Below are 17,142 nucleotides of genomic sequence, written 5' to 3'. Positions count from 1 at the left end.
GCATTATTTCACCTTGCGTACTGCCCTGATTTTAGCCCGACAGTTGGATTAAGGTTATCAGTGTTCAACTTAACAATTCCTTTTGTGATATTCCGCATTGGCTGGATTACCAAACGAAAACAACGAGCCTCCAATTAGGGGGCTTTTTAATGGATGCAATTCCGCCATATAAGGGGGTGATTTCATCTGTCTGACGGGGGAGCTGTAAGTGACCAAAGTAACGTAGTGATACGTGATGATGGTTGCGAGTTTTACATACGGGATAATCCCGTATCTGCATAAATCGCATTTCACCCTGTGCACCACATGCACACACATCTAAAAACATCGAACCGTTATTTAGGAATGAGCCTTTGGGGAGATCAGTTATAGCTGATACTGCTTCGATGGGCTGATTTCCTATGTGGCAAGGGTTCATTACTAAGTAAGGACAGTATCATGACAAAATTATCAGTCATCAATAATGCTATATCTGAACAACCAACTATGACTAGCTTAGAAATGGTTGATTACATCAATGCAGATAGAAAGGCAAAGGCTGAGACAGAAGGGTTAAGTTTCCCATGCAAGAAGCATAGAAAATTACAACATAAGGACTTTTTAAGGAAAGTTCCTAAAGTATTGGGTGAAAATCAATCAGCGAAATTTTACGCCGATTACATCGACAATAAAGGTCGCTCATACCCGTGTTGTAAATTCCCTAAGCGTGAAGCTTGTTTGATGGCCATGAGTTACAGCTACGAGCTTCAAGCACAAGTGTTCGATCATATGACTGAGCTAGAAGCTGAATCAGGATTTGGATTTACCATCCAGCAATTACAACACATGTTAGCTGTGGCAAGAAAAGCTTCTGATGAAGATTCAAGTGATGCGGGTCGCCGATTACGCAAACGTCAAGATGATTTAGCTATCTTAAACCGTGCTGAAAAGTTAATAGGTGACATTAGCCAAATGGCATTAGGTTTAGTTGGCGGTGGCAAGTTATTAAATCATGAAAAGTAATAAATATTGCACAGCTCAAAACTGAGCCAATTGATTTGATTAACATTTAACGATGAATAGGCCCTAGTGGCCTTTTTTATTGGGTGGGATATGTATGCAAAAGCAACCTGTTTTTATCGATCGAATTAAAGTGATAGTAACAATGAAAAATGGTGAGTTAATTTATGGATATACAACATTGCCATGCGACATTAAAGATGAAGGTAAATTCATTGAACTAAGTACTGATAAATGCGGATTAGATGTGATCTATGTGAACAAAGATGAAATAAGCTACGTGAAGTTTAGTTTCATCATCAAGGAATAACTATGTCAGAAAAGTATCACGTAATAGCAACGAAGAAAGACGGTACAACCTACGAAGGCATGATGACTACTAAAGAGCCTCGTGTAACTAATGGGTTAATCGGTATCGCATCACTCGATGGATCATGGGTATACATATCACCTGATGAGATTAGTGATATTAAATATGTGCCAGTGGTTGAACAGTAAATGATTATTCATTTTAGAAAATTCTACAAATGTCATTCTTTGAGTGGCATTGATAGAGTTTTATATGGGTTTATATCCTCAAAGGTGTCATTGATTGCCGGAGATATATAAACGAAACCAGTTAATTATTCTAAAAGAGGCTGATTAATGGCGACTGAAAAGAAAATGGGTCGCCCTTCTGATTACTTACCAGAGGTGGCGGACGATGTATGCGCTCTAATTGCCGATGGTGAAAGTTTGCGTACTGTATGCAAGCGACCAGGAATGCCAAACACAACTAAAGTCATGCGTTGGTTACGAGAATATCCTGACTTTCGTGAACAGTACGCGAAAGCAATGGAATCAAGAGCTGACGCCGTGTTTGAAGAGTTGTTTGATATTGCTGATGATGTAAAAGAAGAGCCAGCGGCAGTTGCTAAGGCAAGGTTAAGGATAGATACCAGAAAGTGGGCTTTAGCAAGAATGAGCCCTAAAAAGTATGGAGACAAAGTAACTCAGGATATTGATTTAAAATCATCTGACGGTTCGATGACACCAACTAAAATAGTTTTAGTTGCCGGAGGTGGTAATGACGGTAGCAAGGATTGAAATACCGCCTAAATTAATTCCAGTGTTCAGTAGTAATTACCGATATCGAGGATCGTGGGGTGGTCGAGGTTCTGGTAAGACAAGAACGTTCGCTAAGATGACAGCTGTTCGCGGGGTAATGTTTGCAGAATCTGGTGTTGAAGGTGTAATTCTCTGTGGTCGTGAATATATGAACTCACTTTCCGACTCTTCGATGGAAGAAGTTAAGCAGGCTATCCGTTCAGAGCCGTGGTTAGATAATTATTACGAAATTGGTGATAACTTCATTCGAGCTAAGAATCGGAAAGTTTGGTATGTATTCTCCGGATTGCGCCACAACTTAGACAGTATTAAATCAAAAGCAAGAATATTGATAGCTTGGATTGATGAAGCTGAATCAGTATCTGAAATAGCGTGGTCAAAGTTAATTCCTACTGTTCGCGAAGAGGGATCTGAAGTATGGGTGACATGGAACCCGGAGATAGATGGAAGCGCAACGGATAAGCGTTTTAGAAAGAACCCTCCGAGCAACGCAATTATTGTTGAGATGAACCACGGAGACAATCCTTGGTTCCCGTCTGTGCTTGAAGAAGAGCGGCTGAACGACCAGACGCGTCTAGATCCGAATACCTACGCGTGGATTTGGGAAGGTGCTTATCTTGAAAACTCCGATAAGCAGGTATTAGCAAATAAATATGTTGTTAAATCGTTCCCTGATGATTTATGGCAGAAAGCAGACAGATTACTATTCGGTGCGGACTTCGGTTTTGCTAAAGACCCAAATACATTACTACGTCAGTTTATCCTTGATGACTGTCTGCACATCGAATACGAAGCATACGGCATCGGCGTAGAACTTGACCACATGCCAGCGTTTTACGACAAGATACCTGAGTCTCGTAAGTGGCCAATTAAAGCAGACTCCGCACGACCCGAAACAATCAGCTATTTAAAGCGTCAAGGTTTCAATATATCTGCCGCCAAGAAGTGGCAAGGTAGCGTAGAAGATGGCATTACACATCTACGCGGATTCAAGCAAATAATCATTCATCCTCGCTGTAAAGAAACAGCAAAAGAAGCCCGTCTTTACTCGTATAAAACAGACCGGATCACAGGTGAGGTTCTTCCCGTTATTGAGGATAAGAACAACCACTGCTGGGATGCGGTTAGATATGGTCTGGATGGCTATATCACACAAAAATCAAACGCAGGCCTATTGGTTCCAAAACGATTACTGAGGCGATAATGCAAGAAAACATGAAACTAGCCGTCAATCACATGGTGAGTAATGCGATAGCTCGTGCCCGTATGGCTTTGGTTAATCCAACCATGGGGCTTGATGCGAAACGCTCATCTGCTTGGTGTGAGTACGGATTTAAACAAGATTTAACCTTTGAGGATTTATATAAGCTATTTCGCCGTGGTGGTATTGCTTTTGGTGGGGTAACGAAACTCGTAGGTAATTGCTGGAAAACATCACCTCAAGTGATTGAGGGTGATAAAGCAGATAAATACAAGAAAGAAACCGCTTGGGAAGCTTCATTTAAAAAGTACGTGAATAAGCGTATTTGGAAAGCATTCAAAGAAGCAGATCAGAAGCGCCTTGTTGGCCGTTATGCGGGTTTAATTCTTCATATCAATGATAGTGGAAAGTGGCATGAGCCTGTAACGAAGTCGAAGTTACTTAAAAAAGCAACGCCAGCATGGGCGAATGCAATTAAGCCTACTGATTGGGTGACTGACATTAATTCTCCTAATTACGGTCAACCTAGCATGTGGCAGTACACGGAGACGCTACCGAATGGTGGGACTAGAAATATCAATATTCATCCGGATAGGGTTTTCATTCTAGGTGATTATTCAGTTGACGCCATCGGCTTTCTTGAGCCTGCCTATAACGCCTTTGTAAGCCTTGAAAAGGTTGAGGGTGGTTCTGGTGAGTCATTCCTTAAAAACGCAGCAAGACAGCTAAATATCAACTACGACAAAGAGTCTAGGTTAGATGAAATAGCACGGATGTACGGCGTTGATGTCTCTGGCTTGCAGGAAATATATAACGAAGTTGCCAGAGAAATTAACATCGGTAACGATTCGGTTCTTGTTACTCAAGGGGCTAACGTTTCACCTCTGGTTAGTGCTGTATCTGATCCGACACCAACTTATATGGTTAACTTGCAAACCGCATCAGCCGCAATGGATATTCCATCAAAAATACTTGTTGGCATGCAAACGGGCGAAAGAGCTAGCACCGAAGATCAGAAGTATTTCAATGCACGATGTCAATCACGTAGAGAAAGCGAACTGTCATTTGAGATAGAGGACTTTATCGACCACCTAATTAACATCAAGGTACTAGAGCCTATCGGTGAGAAAGCGGTTGTCTGGGATGATTTAAACGAGCAATCAGCTATTGAGAAGCTTGATAGCGCTGAGAAGATGAGTCGAATTAATCAAGCCTCTCTTGCTACTGGTGAGCCAGTATTTAGTGTCGAAGAAATTAGGGAAGCGGCTGGACATAAAAATAACAGCGAAGAGCCATTAGGTGAAACTGATGAAGATACAGAAGATAAGGACGGCGATAAGACCCGGAACGAAAGCTGATCCAACATCAGTCGATAAACTAGAACGTGGCGCAATGAGAGAGTTTGCGAAACGCATTAGAAGAATATCAAAAGGCTACATTCAACTTCTTAATAGAATCCCCTCTGAGCCAGTCGTCAATAGAAAATACCAATTCGATTTAGACCCTAACTATCTATCAATACTGTTGAGAGATGGTGAGTTAATGGTTGATGAGGTGCTTTTGAGTGGTGGAGAGTTCGGTAACTTCCTTTTCCTTGAGTACGTTAGTACAGCATACGAAAGGGGAACAGCGCAGCAGTACGCAAACCTAGCACAGCAATCAACTGTCTACGCAGTAACTCAACAAAGTCTTGCAACGATACTGATGAGTGAACCATATCAGTTAAGAATGGCTCTAGTTCGTACTCGTGTATTCGAGGAGATGAAAGGGCTATCCGGTCAGGTTAAGGCTGACATGGCTCGCATTCTTACAGATGGTATCGCGAGGGGTTTAAATCCTCGTGAAGTAGCGAGAAACCTAACCAATCAAGCTGGTATTGAAACGCGTCGAGCCAATCGGATAGCAAGAACAGAGATACCAAGCGCATTGCGTAGAGCGCGATTAGATGAAGCTGACGAAGCTAAGGAAATACTTGGTCTAGAAACTCGTGAAATTCATGTCTCCGCACTAAGCCCAACAACAAGGGCTAATCATGCAGCTAGACACGGGAAGATGTTTACGTCTGATGAACAACGTGATTGGTGGGCTCGTGACGCTAACTCAATTAACTGTAAATGCTCAACTGTAACCGTTCTTGTTGATAAAGACGGCAAACCTTACAACAAGACTCTCATCAATAAACTGTTAGAGGAAAAAGAAGCCATGAAAGAACGTGGTTATCAATGGGCGGAGGAATAACTGATGCCAATTCAAGTAAACGTCACGACAAAAGTTAATAGCGCCTCTATTCGGCGTGAAACATACAACGGTCGTGAACACATTATTATCCCAAGTTACACGCTCCCAGCAAACGTCATTATGAATGGTGGGTTATATCCAGGCAGTGAGATTGACGCTCATTATCGAGAGTTAGAAGGCACTCCTGCGCCATTAGGGCATCCTACGCTTGATGGTCAGTTTGTATCAGCGCTTTCTTTCGAAGGTCTTAATGTTGGGTATATCGGCGCAGCAAACAGAAATGTTTCCAAGGTCGGTAATCGCATCTATTTAGAAAAGTGGATAGATGTAGATAAGGCTAAAGAGTCAGAAGGCGGTAAAGAAGTTCTTCAGCGTGTCGAAGCGATTGAAAGTGGTGAAAGTTCAGAGCCAATTCATACGAGCGTTGCTGTTTTTCTTGAGCAGATCGAAGCAAACGAAGAACAGAAAGCGCAGGGTTATAACTGGATTGCAAAGATACACAGCATGGATCATGACGCAATTCTGCTTTATGAGTCAGGCGCAGCAACACCAGCTCAAGGTGTCGGAATGATGGTTAATGCTGACCAAGCCACAGAGGTTAAAACTAACAGTGGCGCTCTAGTTGGTGAAACTTATCGTGAAAAATCACATCGCCTTGAAATGGCCGCAAAAAAACAGTTCGTTGCTGGTGATGGTTACGTGTGGGTATCGGACTTCACAGACACTCATGCAGTAATCGTTATCGATGGAGGTAATGCAAAACTACATTCCTACACAAATGAAAATGGCAACATCACCTTTGATGCGCAAGGCGAAGAAGTTGAGCGTCAAGAGTCGTGGGTGAAGGTTGTAACAAACAAACTTAAATCAGCTTTCAGTAAACCGCAGGCAAGCCCTGCAATCAATAACAGCACGGAGGGCGACATGCCTTTAACTCAAGAAGAAAAAACAGAGCTTTATTCAGAAATCGGCAATCAAATTGCTGCGAATGTAACAAAAGCATTGGAAGGTATCACGTCAAAAATTGATACGTTACAAGCCAATCAAGATCAGTTAAAAGAAACTTTAACCGCAAATCAACGCGCAGAAGAAACCGAAATGCGCAAAGTAATTGCCGAAAAATACGGTGAAGTGGTTGCAAACTCACTGCAAGGTCAGGCGCTGATCGACATGCATAAACAAATTGGTGACGCAGCAAGTTTGGCTGGCAACTCAGGCGCTCAACAAGAGCAAACTGGCGCACCAGATCCAGTGGCATACTTTGGAGGTGCTAAATAATGGCTACTAGTCGCTACCGCCGTGTAAACCTTGACGGCAAATCAATCACAGAAACTCGCTCAGCAAAGGCAGTTACGTTGCCGGGCACTTTTGTTGTTATTAACGCAGACAATGAGTTCGCTCAAGCCACCGCATTATCCGGTCGCATTTATGTAGCCAATCCAGCATATCACCAAGGGCTATCTATTCGTGATGGTGTTCCGGTTGGTGATTCTCTAGTTGGTGAATATGTAGAAGAAGGTCGAGAGTTGGCTGTATTGGTTCCTGCTGGAACTTATAAAAAAGACTCTCCGATCAAACTTGGTGCCAGCGGTAAAGGCGCTCTTGCATCCGCTGATACGGAATCAGTAATTGGCTACTCTCAGGATGAAGTGACGCTAAAAGCTGATGATTTCATTCGTGTTCGCTTTCGTGTTGGCACTGTGGCTACTGCGTAATTAAAAGGAAAAAACTATGTTTTATACTGCTGAAACTTTAGCAACAAATAGCCGACTGCAACGCCAGTGGGATAGCTTATGGGCTACACGTAATATCTATAACACACAACATAACTTGATGATTAACCAATATCAAAGCGTTATGGATGGTGAGACTCTAGCAGCAAACCAGTCAGGTGGTTTCTCTAAGGACTTTTGGAAAGAAGTTGATAACAACATTATTCAGTTGCGTGACCAAGAAACAGGCATGGAAATCGTCAATGATTTAATGGGCCTGCAAACAGTGTTACCAATTGGCAAAACAGCGAAACTGTATAACGTGGTTGGCGATATTGCTGATGACGTATCAATCAGCATTGACGGTCAAGCGCCATACTCTCATGATCACACTGACTATGGTTCTGACGGCGACCCAATCCCAGTATTTACTGCTGGTTTTGGTGTTAACTGGCGTCATGCTGCTGGTTTAAGTACAGTTGGTATTGACCTTGTTCTTGATTCTCAAACTGCAAAAATGAGTCAATTCAATAAGAAAGTAGTTAACTACTTCTTAAATGGTGATGCATCAATTAGCGTGGAAGGTTATAAAGGTCAAGGCCTGAAAAATCACCGCAACACAGCGAAAATCGACTTAGGTGCTTCTGGTGCTAATATCGATTTAACTACTGCTGATTTACCTGCATTGTTAGCGTTCTTTGGTTTTGGTGGTGCGTTCGGTCAGACTGCATTCAACAACAAAGTGGACGCTTACGATGTTATGTGGGTGAGTTACGAAGCATGGGGTAACTTAATTAAGCCTGTGGTTGTTTCTGTTGGTGCTGGTGCAGGTAATAGCGTGGTAAATGGTCGTATTATCGATACGTTACTACCATATGCTGGTGTGAAAGAAATTCGTCCTACTTATGCGCTTAAAGGCTCTGAGTTTATCGCTTATCAACGCCGTAAAGATGTAGTGACGCCGTTAGTTGGTATGGCAACAGGTGTTGTTCCTAAGCCTCGCTTTATGCCACAGGAAAACTATAACTTCCAAATCATGAGCGCAGCAGGCCTGCAAATTACTCGTGACGGTGACGGAAAGTCTGGTGTAGTTTACGGTGCTAAACTAAGCTAAGGATCTGTAATGACAAAGTACGAGGCTATTATCCCTTGGCATGGTGTCGAAAAAGGTCAGGTGGTTGAGTTAGAAAATCTTCATCCAGCATTTAAGGCTAATGTTAGAGCATTATCTAATGATGCCGCTGAATTGGTTCCAGCCACACCAAAAGCCAAGTCTAAAAAAGACAAAGACGAATAGCCGCGAAAGCGGTTTTTTTATGCCCTCGAAAGGGGGCTTTGCTTTGTGAGGTAATCATGATCACAAAAGAGCAAGCCAAAGAGTATCTGATAGGGCAGGGAATAGAATTGCCTGATTTTATTCTCGACGCACTTATTGAACAGGCAGGCAGTATCCAAGAGTGTCTTGATAAACACTATCTATCAGCAACCGCACTATTAATCCAGATGTATCTACTGTCACTCATGGCGCTTGGTCAAGGTGATAAGTATATCAGCTCACAAACAGCACCTAACGGCGCATCACGCTCATTTCGATATCAATCGTTTGGTGATAGATGGAAATCGGCTGCATCACTCTTGCGTGGTTTGGATAAGTACGGTTGTGCTAATGATTTAATACCAACCGATCCAACTCAAACTGCTCATGCTGGTTTGTGGATAGCGAAAGGTGGTTGTATGTGTAGGGGGTCGTAATGAGTTCAGTTGCAAATTGGGCTTACACCTCATGGGCTACTTTATGGCGACCAAACGGAAAAGATAAATACGGCAAAGTTACATTCTCTGAGCCAGTTCATTTTCTTTGTGGTTATGGTAGTGAGCTTAAATCTGGAAAGTTGGATATTGGCTCTGAAATCACCATCAAGTTAGTTTTCTGGACTGAGTATGCCGATGCAAAGAAAGGTGACTTTATCGCTATCGGTAAGCACTCAGGCGATCCGTTATCTGTCGGTGCTGACGAAATCAAATTCATTGGGCGAGATGAGGATTTATTTGAGCATATTGCAGATGACTACACTCTGATAACGGCGGTGTGATATGGGTGCAAAAGTAAGGGGTATTTCTCAGGCTAACGCAAACCTTAGAGCACTTGTTGGTGACATACAAGGTAAGAAAGTGATGAGAGCTATTCAGTCAGCTTTATTGATTGGTAGTGCTCAGGCGGCTATATACACACCTATTGATACATCAACACTTATCAACTCTCAATTCAGAGAAGTCACTGTTAATGGCACTAGAGTAACCGGTCGCGTCGGATATACGGCAAACTATGCAGTTTATGTTCACGATCCAAGAATCAAGCAAAACTTTAGGCGCTCAAGTGCTCGTAAAGAGTTCTTATCTCGTGGCTTTGAGGATGAGCGAAAGGCTATCGATGACGCGGTAAGACGGGAGCTTCAAATATGATACACGAGAAGTTTGAACGCTACTTAAACAGAGGTAATTTGCTCGATGGTTTCATTGTTCAATATTTAACGTGGAATGAGCAACCAGACGAAAAGACGCAGCAATATGCTGTTATTCAGCCTGATGATGGTAGTGGTCGATTTGCTGATTTGGGTGCTGATGATTTCGTGACGCTTGTTCTAGTATCTGCGCAGTATGATCCTGAGCCTGCCTTGATAAGGGCTAATGAAATTCTAAACTTTATTGCTGAATTCCCCGATGATTGCGAACTCAATTCAATATACAACTTAGGTGGCCTACCAAGGCCCATACCAACAGAAGAAGGTCGGTTTATCCTTAAGCTTTCTTTCCGCTGTACATCTTAAATTAAACACATCTCAACAGGTCGCTTATGCGGCCTTTTTTATTTGCAAATAAAGAGGTTATAACATGGCACAATGCCCTGATGATAAAGGCCCAGTAATGGGTAACGCAGGTATTCTGCGCATTGCAAAAGGCTGTCCTGACCGAGTGCCAGCGCAAGATAAATTCTTACGCTTGGGCGCACTAACAAGCAAGTCATTCGATTTCGGCATGGAAACTGCATCATCTAATGCTGATGACACTAAGAATCTAACGGAGGCAATAGTTACTGGAGCAGACTTCACCATTAGTTTTGATGGTGAACTGAAAAAATCAGGAGCGACTGGTTCCATCTCAGCATTTGAAGTCGGCAAAGAAATTCTTGATGAAATCATAGCTGGGCGTCAGCCTTCATATTGGGTTCAACTTGATATGAAGGGAGATGGTTCTGATGTTGTTCAGGGTTACATGAACTTCACATCTTGGTCAATGGAATTTCCAACAAAAGAAATCTCCACTTACTCTGGTGAGTTGAAGGTTGCTGATGCAGAAACGGTTGAGTGGTTACAAGAAGAAATCGTTGTTGAAAGTGTCGCAGTCGAACCATCCGCTCTGTCTGTAAAAGTAGGCGAAACCAAGACATTTACTGTCAAATTTACACCAACCGATGCGACTAACAAAAACTATACCGCTGTAAGCGATAAGCCTAACTTTGCAACAGTTACTCAGCTTGTGAATGTAGTCACTGTGCGCGGTGTTGCTGAAGGTACTGCGAATGTTACTGTCACATCCGAAGATGGTAGTAAAACTGCAAAATGCGTGGTCACTGTTACCGCGGATTAATATTACAAAGGGTGCTTTCGAGTGCCCTTGATAATATTCAGGAGGGATTATGACGCCTATTTTAGAAATCGGTGAGATGGTTATCTCTACTGATAAAAAGGATTACTTATTTAGACCATCGTTCATCAATATGACAAGAATTGGTGAGCCTAAACAGATTGTGAGTGCATACGGTCAATTAAATGGTGCCGAGGTTCAGGATTTAATTGCACGCGCCGTAATGAGCTACAGGGTTATTCCCGAGTGGTTAATAAAAGCGATTAGCAAGCCGACATACGGACGCAATATCCTACAAATTGCAATGATGGTTATGCAGGCGTGCTGTGATGATGATTGTTCAGAAATTATTGGTGAATGGAGATCGGGTAAACGCGGCATCGTCTATAAAAACGGTAAGATGCCAATCGCTGACATTATCGTTATTGCTCGAGAATTATTTACTCACGGAATTATCGGTAAAGCGAAGATCCGCAAACTTCAACGCAACGAAGGAAAAAACGAATTCTCAGATGAGTTTATGGCAATTGACTACATCAGCTCTGCTCGTGCTCATTTTGGTATGAATCGTGATGAAGCTGAACAGTTAACAATGACTGAATTTCAGATGATGCTCAAAGCTAAATATCCTGACGAGAAAGGCTTCACAAAAGAAGAATATGACAACATCATGAAGCAAGATGATAAGCGTAATGATGAGTTGATCAGTGGTAAGCGTCGATTGGTGAGCAGGAAGCGTAAATGAGTTAGTTTGCTTTTCTTTGCATTACCATCTATATAACATAAGATTAAATTAACTTATTGATGGTGATAATATGACCGAGAATGAATGGTTGGACGGATTAAGAGGATTGCCTGACGAAGCGATACTAAAACTTCATTTTAGTCTTCAAGAAAAGATAAAGAAGCATTATAAAATGAGAGATAAAGCGAATAATTTAAATAAGGCCATTGAGTATTGTAAGCAACAAATAGCATTGTCTCCGTTAGCCATATCAGCATTAAAGCGTAATCAAGCTATGTATAATGACGGTGAGTTCTTCGCTCCATCCCATTATGGGTATAAGCAGTATTCCGTTATTCTGAAAAAGAAAAAAGATTTAGATGAACTCGATAGAATTAAGAAAAAAATGATAAATGAAGGGTGGCGCATTAGTTAATTTGCTCCCATTGTGCACCACAAATAGCTAAACTAATAACAAATTAACTAACGAGGATGGTGTTGTGAACTTAAATCATATTGGTGGGATATTATTGGTAACTTTATTATCAGGATGTACTACACAACCTGCGACAACTACTAATAAGCAGGTTGATAAATTCATATATGACATTGATGATAAATTTAATATTAACGAGCAAGATAAAAAATATTTTGTTCCTAAAAAGCAAGCGCATATATTAGAAACTGTTGAGGAGATTAAAAATGCAAACTGCTCTTATTATATGAATTCCACAGGCATCATTGATATACCAATTGATAATGTAAAAGTAACGCCATCTTCATTTAAAAAAGGATTATTGTTTGATAATAGTTATACAGAGTGCTCACTTAGACAAGATTATAGAAATAAAGATTTTTTCAAAATAGAGATGTCTGAGAGAGCTTTAGTTAATGGAGTAAAGGTTACGATTAGACATAGCTCGGACGATGGAACTTTTATAGTAGGAGGCGGGATTGGGTATGGAGATCATAAAACATGGGTAGGTCATTGTAGCAAAGATGCTATGACAGATAATGTAAGCTGTGTAGCTTCTAATGGTAATTTCATGATTATGAAAATTGGGGGGAAATACACATCAGTAATTGTTGGTGATATATATCCAGGGGAAAAAAGCTATATTAGAATTGACGGTGAAAAGCCACACTCATCAATTATAGTTAATCAAGTTAATTATTTTGATAATTTAGAAACTAAAAAAATAATGAAAGAAATGGAGAGCCATAGCTTAAGGAATAAAGCAATAACTCAATATATTAGTTGGCCTGAAAGAAGAAAAGTCAATGAAGATATAGATATTTCATATATAAGCGTGGTTAAAGAAGTCTTAGACACAGTTTATGATAATTTTTAGATAATCGCTCATACCAAGCACACTAACCCTGCCAATAGGCGGGGTTTTTTATTTTAAGGAGCCGATAAATGGCACAAGTAGGCGAAATTGTTTATCAAGTACAGATGGATGTTGAGCAATTGCTAACATCTCAACGTCAGTTAGAGCAACGTCTTAATCGTATGGATAGTAGCTTTAACAGAACCTCTCAATCGGTAAATAACACTGAACGTTCAATGTTATCTTTATCCAAAGTTGCTGCATCACTTGCCGGCTATCTATCAGCTTCAATGGTTGCTAGTTACTCCGAAGCATGGACTGAATTAAACAACAAATTATCTAACTCAGTTCGTGCTAGCGAATCACTTGTTGATGTTACTCAGCGAGTATTTGATATCTCTCAAGCAACGCGATCTAGCCTCGATGCCACAGCAACACTCTACGCACGATTAGAGCGAGGAACGAGAGAGTACAATACATCAGCAGAAGACTTAGCAAAATTAACATCCATCATTAATCAAGGGTTTATCGTCTCTGGTGCTACTGCACAGGAAGCAGAAAACGCCATTATTCAGCTATCACAAGGTATTGCTTCTGGCGTTCTACGTGGTGAAGAATTTAACTCAGTAGCAGAGCAAGGCAGCCGTTTAATGGTAGCTCTTGCTGATTCGATGGGTGTCGGTATAGGTCAACTTCGTAAGATGGCAGCAGAAGGTAAGTTAACTACTGATGTTGTTGTGAAAGGGTTGCTCTCTCAAGGTGACGCTATCGGTAAAGAGTTTGCTAAAACCACTCGAACAATGTCACAGGCATTTCAAGAGGCAGGCAACAACCTAACAAAGTTTCTTGGTGAAAATACGACAATAAAATCAACCATTAGTGCGTTTAGTGATGCGGTTATTACTGTTAGTAAGAATTTAGATGAGCTTAGTTCTGTCTTGACGGTAATCGCTGCAGTCGTTGGTTCGAGATATGTTGCCGCATTAGCTATGGCTGCTAAATCAAAAATACAGATGGCAATTGCATCTAGAGAGTCTTCGATCGCTGAGCTGCAATCAGCAAGAGCAAGTGAATATGCGGCAACAATGGCAGTGCGAAAGGCGTGGGCAGATAAAGAGGCGGCATTATCGGCATTAAATTCTGCAAAAATGAGTTATCAAGCGGCGAAAGGAACAGCGGCAGAGGGTTACGCATTAGAGAAAGTGATTGCGACAAAATCACTATACTCAAAAGCTACAATAACACTAACTCAGGCGACGCAAGTACAAACCGCCGCGATGACAAGGGCGGCAGCGGCAGCAAGAGCGGCATCCATATCACTAGGGCTTGCAAATAAGGCTCTTGGGTTGGTTGGTGGGCCTATGGGGGCGCTGATGCTTGCTGGCGCTGCGATGTATTATTTCTACCAAAAGACAGAGCAAGCCAAGCAAGAAGCTCGAGATTTTGCAGATAGCATTGATCAGTTAACAGCTAAGTTAAAAGGTTTGTCATATCAAGAAATTGCTCGTGACGCACAGGATGCTGCAGACAAGCAAGAGTTATTAACGCTTGAAATGAAAGAGCAGGAAAAACAGCTATCAGCATTAAGAGCTCAACTTGAATTACAAAAAACTGCATTAAAAGACCAGCCAGAACTTATTGATAAAAACACCACAAGGATCTTGCGTGAAATTACAAAGCTTGAGGGCGATTTATCTACGAATAGAAAGCGTCTTGAATTAACCACAAAATACCTCATAGATGCTCAAGATGAATATAACCAGAAAGTAAAAGAAGCCATTGATTTAAGTGTTAAAAGTGCAACAACTCTTGATATTGAGAAATCAGCTCTTGGTAGATTTACTCAGCAAATAAGAGAGTCCACTGGCGCAAAAGGTGAATTCAATGCCAAACAATTAGTTGTTGATTTCGGCGGTGAGGATGGTGAAAAACTAAGAAAGCAGATGGAAAGAAGGCTTGAGCTCTCCAAGAAAGAAGGTGTTGAAAAAGCCAAATTACAAGCTTTATATGACGCGGAGGATGCAGGGACGGCAGATTATGGTGCCATAAAGAAATTACAAGATATGGCAGCTCAGATATATGAAAACGAACAAGCCAAAAAAGAAGGAATTAAAACAGCAAAAGAGGCAGCTAGTGCAGCATTAAAAGAATCCACTGAAGCTGAAAAGCTGAAACAGAAGATCACCGATGTAGCCAATGCGACAAAAGTTGCTGAATTAGAAACAAAAGGACTTGCTCGCGAGGCTGCTATTCTTGAGTCCGTTCAAAAACTTGGCAGTAAAGCAACGGAAGCGCAGATTGCAGAAATAACAGAATTAGCTGGAAAGGAATTTGATTTAAAGCAGAAAATCCAAGATAGGAAAGATGCTTTCTCTCAAAATCCAGAAGCAAAGGCAAACCAAGAATATAAGTTATCTCTTGAGCAGCTTGAAAGGCAACTTCAAGGTAATTTGGTTACCGAAGAGAATTATCATAGAAGAAGACTTGAATTAGCTGGTGAGTATTCTAAAAAAATAGCCGAGGCTAATGCGAACAAAACTGTATATCCTCAAGATGATCTCAAAGGGAAAGCAGACCCTATTCAAGCATTGGCTAACGAGCACGCTCAGAAACTTGCGCTTATAAAGGAGTATGAAAACCAAAAGGTTTTAACTGAGCAGCAAAGTTTGGAGTTAATGAATGCCGCCAACACTCAATATGAGCAAGCTAGAACTGATGCTATGTATGAGCTTTGGAGAAATCAATCATTAGGAAACGAAGCTGCCGCAGCTGCACTAGATGCATTCTCTGGTAGCGCATCAAATGCACTTACGGGAATAATAACCGGCTCAATGGAGGCTTCTGACGCATTAAGATCAATTGGTAATACAGTTTTGAATAGCCTAATTAACACCTTTGTTCAGGCTGGAATTGAACAAGCTAAAGCCGCTTGGTTTGGCGCAGCTGCGCAACAAGGAGCTATCGCAGCAACAACGGCGGTGCAAACGGCGGCTATCGGAACGCAAACGGCAGTGAGTACGGCAGCAGCTGCCACAACAACGGCCGCTTGGACACCTGCGGCAATTATGGCATCAATCGCGTCAATGGGGACAGCTGCGAAAATAGGTTTAGCCGCAATCGCTGTGCTTGGTGTTGGTGCAATTGCAGGAGCTCGTAAAAATGGTGGCCCTGTTGACGCTGGTTCAATGTATCGAGTTGGTGAAGGTGGTAAACCTGAGATATTCAAGGCTAACAACGGTCGTCAATACATGATCCCCGGTGACAATGGAAAGGTTATTTCCAATAAAGATATGCAGAGTGGTGGTATGAATGTGAATGTTGTCTTTAATGACTATTCATCTGGTGGCCACAAGTTTGATGCGCAGACATCGCAAGATGGAAACACTATGACCATTCAGGCATTCATTATGGACATGGATAACAAAGGCCCTATGCTTCAATCCATCACAAGAAACACATCGGCAACAGCGAGAGCGAGAGGTTGATATCATGAAAATAAAAAACGCGGTGTTCCACCAAAACGGTTTTTTCATGGACGTGGAGACTGAGCAAGATTTTTGGGTATATCTTGGTCGCCACGTCGGGTGGGGGAGATTTAGTAAAGCCGCCTCAGCTAAAAATTCTGCAAATACTTTTGAATTAGTTGAAGTGCGCCCGGCAGAGCAAGAGCAGCCTTCACCGTTAATTCATTCGTCAAATGTGTTATGGCACTTGCAGGAAGCTCTTGGAGTTTTGATAAAATACCATGCTTCTCTTCTTCAGGAATATTTGAAGAAGAAATAATGTCAATAAGTTGAGTCATTGTATCAGAGTGAATTTTAATTGTTCTGATGTCCAGCACAGACTTTAACCCTTCATCACCCATCATAAAATCTATACCGTCAGCAGTAGCCCTAATATTTTCAAAAAGAGAGTATGGATCATCTGTGCGCTGCGAAGAGACGGAAATTAAACCTCGTTCACAAAGGTAATAAACATTGGCAGCAAGTATATGGTCATCCATTAATCCTGGAAATGATTCTGGGTCATACTGATTCCATGATGTGTGATGTGGGTATGAAGCAATGCAGACGGTAAGAATGTGATTCTGTAATTCACGATTAAACTTTTGCATAAATTATCCTTAAATTAAATTATTAGGATAATAAGAATATATGAATGTAAGGAAGTTAATACCTGATAAAA

The 17,142-nt window shown here is 41.5% G+C and carries 21 protein-coding genes; 20 read left to right on the top strand and 1 reads right to left on the bottom strand.

All coding sequences use genetic code 11. From position 1 onward, the window contains the following. Positions 1-438 precede the first annotated feature (438 nt). From QSH13_RS02425 to QSH13_RS02330, 20 genes are all read left to right on the top strand, one after another. Complete coding sequence (locus QSH13_RS02425) at positions 439-1,002, top strand: Rha family transcriptional regulator (protein ID WP_286038778.1); 564 nt, start codon at positions 439-441, stop codon at positions 1,000-1,002. A 94-nt stretch (positions 1,003-1,096) separates the two neighbouring features. After that, positions 1,097-1,309, top strand: coding sequence for a hypothetical protein (locus QSH13_RS02420; RefSeq protein ID WP_185900918.1), 213 nt, complete (start codon positions 1,097-1,099; stop codon positions 1,307-1,309). 2 nt (positions 1,310-1,311) lie between these two features. Further along, on the top strand, positions 1,312-1,497 hold the full coding sequence (locus QSH13_RS02415; protein WP_063073743.1) for a hypothetical protein: 186 nt from the start codon (positions 1,312-1,314) through the stop codon (positions 1,495-1,497). A gap of 147 nt (positions 1,498-1,644) precedes the next feature. Next, positions 1,645-2,085: a terminase small subunit-like protein gene (locus QSH13_RS02410; protein ID WP_286038777.1), complete on the top strand. Its 441-nt coding sequence runs from the start codon at positions 1,645-1,647 to the stop codon at positions 2,083-2,085. Further along, on the top strand, positions 2,066-3,310 hold the full coding sequence (locus tag QSH13_RS02405; RefSeq protein WP_286038776.1) for a PBSX family phage terminase large subunit: 1,245 nt from the start codon (positions 2,066-2,068) through the stop codon (positions 3,308-3,310). Before QSH13_RS02410 ends, QSH13_RS02405 begins: the two co-directional genes overlap by 20 nt. Then, positions 3,310-4,665 carry an anti-CBASS protein Acb1 family protein gene (locus QSH13_RS02400; protein ID WP_286047513.1) on the top strand — a complete coding sequence of 452 codons (1,356 nt, stop codon included), beginning with the start codon at positions 3,310-3,312 and terminating at the stop codon, positions 4,663-4,665. Before QSH13_RS02405 ends, QSH13_RS02400 begins: the two co-directional genes overlap by 1 nt. After that, positions 4,616-5,545 carry a phage minor head protein gene (locus QSH13_RS02395; protein ID WP_286038774.1) on the top strand — a complete coding sequence of 310 codons (930 nt, stop codon included), beginning with the start codon at positions 4,616-4,618 and terminating at the stop codon, positions 5,543-5,545. Before QSH13_RS02400 ends, QSH13_RS02395 begins: the two co-directional genes overlap by 50 nt. Before the next feature lie 3 nt (positions 5,546-5,548). Beyond that, positions 5,549-6,823, top strand: coding sequence for a hypothetical protein (locus tag QSH13_RS02390; RefSeq protein WP_286038773.1), 1,275 nt, complete (start codon positions 5,549-5,551; stop codon positions 6,821-6,823). Continuing rightward, positions 6,823-7,260 carry a gp53 minor capsid family protein gene (locus QSH13_RS02385; protein ID WP_286038772.1) on the top strand — a complete coding sequence of 146 codons (438 nt, stop codon included), beginning with the start codon at positions 6,823-6,825 and terminating at the stop codon, positions 7,258-7,260. The genes QSH13_RS02390 and QSH13_RS02385 overlap by 1 nt, the downstream gene beginning before the upstream one ends. 16 nt (positions 7,261-7,276) lie before the next feature. Then, positions 7,277-8,371, top strand: a complete 1,095-nt coding sequence (locus tag QSH13_RS02380; protein ID WP_286038771.1) for a major capsid protein — start codon at positions 7,277-7,279, stop codon at positions 8,369-8,371. Positions 8,372-8,380: 9 nt separating this feature from the next. Next, positions 8,381-8,554, top strand: coding sequence for a glycoprotein (locus QSH13_RS02375; protein ID WP_286038770.1), 174 nt, complete (start codon positions 8,381-8,383; stop codon positions 8,552-8,554). A gap of 56 nt (positions 8,555-8,610) precedes the next feature. Beyond that, positions 8,611-9,009: a DUF7370 family protein gene (locus QSH13_RS02370; RefSeq protein WP_286038769.1), complete on the top strand. Its 399-nt coding sequence runs from the start codon at positions 8,611-8,613 to the stop codon at positions 9,007-9,009. After that, a complete protein-coding gene (locus QSH13_RS02365; protein ID WP_185900915.1) occupies positions 9,009-9,350 on the top strand; it encodes a hypothetical protein in 342 nt (113 codons plus the stop codon). Before QSH13_RS02370 ends, QSH13_RS02365 begins: the two co-directional genes overlap by 1 nt. 1 nt (position 9,351) lies before the next feature. Next, entirely contained in the window at positions 9,352-9,720 is a 369-nt protein-coding gene (locus QSH13_RS02360) for a hypothetical protein (RefSeq protein WP_049257616.1), read from the top strand. Continuing rightward, complete coding sequence (locus tag QSH13_RS02355; protein ID WP_049257617.1) at positions 9,717-10,085, top strand: phage tail termination protein; 369 nt, start codon at positions 9,717-9,719, stop codon at positions 10,083-10,085. Before QSH13_RS02360 ends, QSH13_RS02355 begins: the two co-directional genes overlap by 4 nt. 64 nt (positions 10,086-10,149) lie before the next feature. Beyond that, on the top strand, positions 10,150-10,905 hold the full coding sequence (locus QSH13_RS02350) for an Ig-like domain-containing protein (RefSeq protein ID WP_286038768.1): 756 nt from the start codon (positions 10,150-10,152) through the stop codon (positions 10,903-10,905). A gap of 49 nt (positions 10,906-10,954) precedes the next feature. Beyond that, positions 10,955-11,647 (top strand): DUF6246 family protein, encoded by a 693-nt coding sequence (locus QSH13_RS02345; RefSeq protein WP_286038767.1) that lies wholly within the window; start codon positions 10,955-10,957, stop codon positions 11,645-11,647. Positions 11,648-11,717: 70 nt separating this feature from the next. Then, positions 11,718-12,062 (top strand): hypothetical protein, encoded by a 345-nt coding sequence (locus tag QSH13_RS02340; RefSeq protein ID WP_004247771.1) that lies wholly within the window; start codon positions 11,718-11,720, stop codon positions 12,060-12,062. Positions 12,063-12,126: 64 nt separating this feature from the next. After that, a complete protein-coding gene (locus QSH13_RS02335; protein WP_286038766.1) occupies positions 12,127-12,978 on the top strand; it encodes a hypothetical protein in 852 nt (283 codons plus the stop codon). Positions 12,979-13,046: 68 nt separating this feature from the next. Further along, on the top strand, positions 13,047-16,442 hold the full coding sequence (locus QSH13_RS02330; protein ID WP_286038765.1) for a tape measure protein: 3,396 nt from the start codon (positions 13,047-13,049) through the stop codon (positions 16,440-16,442). Between the two features lie 128 nt (positions 16,443-16,570). Here the strand turns inward: QSH13_RS02330 and QSH13_RS02325 are convergent, their stop codons facing one another. After that, the gene (locus QSH13_RS02325) at positions 16,571-17,071 is read right to left on the bottom strand and encodes a hypothetical protein (protein ID WP_286038764.1); all 501 of its coding nucleotides are present in this window, start codon (positions 17,069-17,071) and stop codon (positions 16,571-16,573) included. Positions 17,072-17,142 lie beyond the last annotated feature (71 nt).

Source organism: Proteus faecis (assembly GCF_030286765.1).
Classification (GTDB): domain Bacteria; phylum Pseudomonadota; class Gammaproteobacteria; order Enterobacterales; family Enterobacteriaceae; genus Proteus; species Proteus faecis.
Note: the sequence above shows the minus strand (reverse complement) of the source record. Positions and strands in the feature narration are given on the sequence as shown.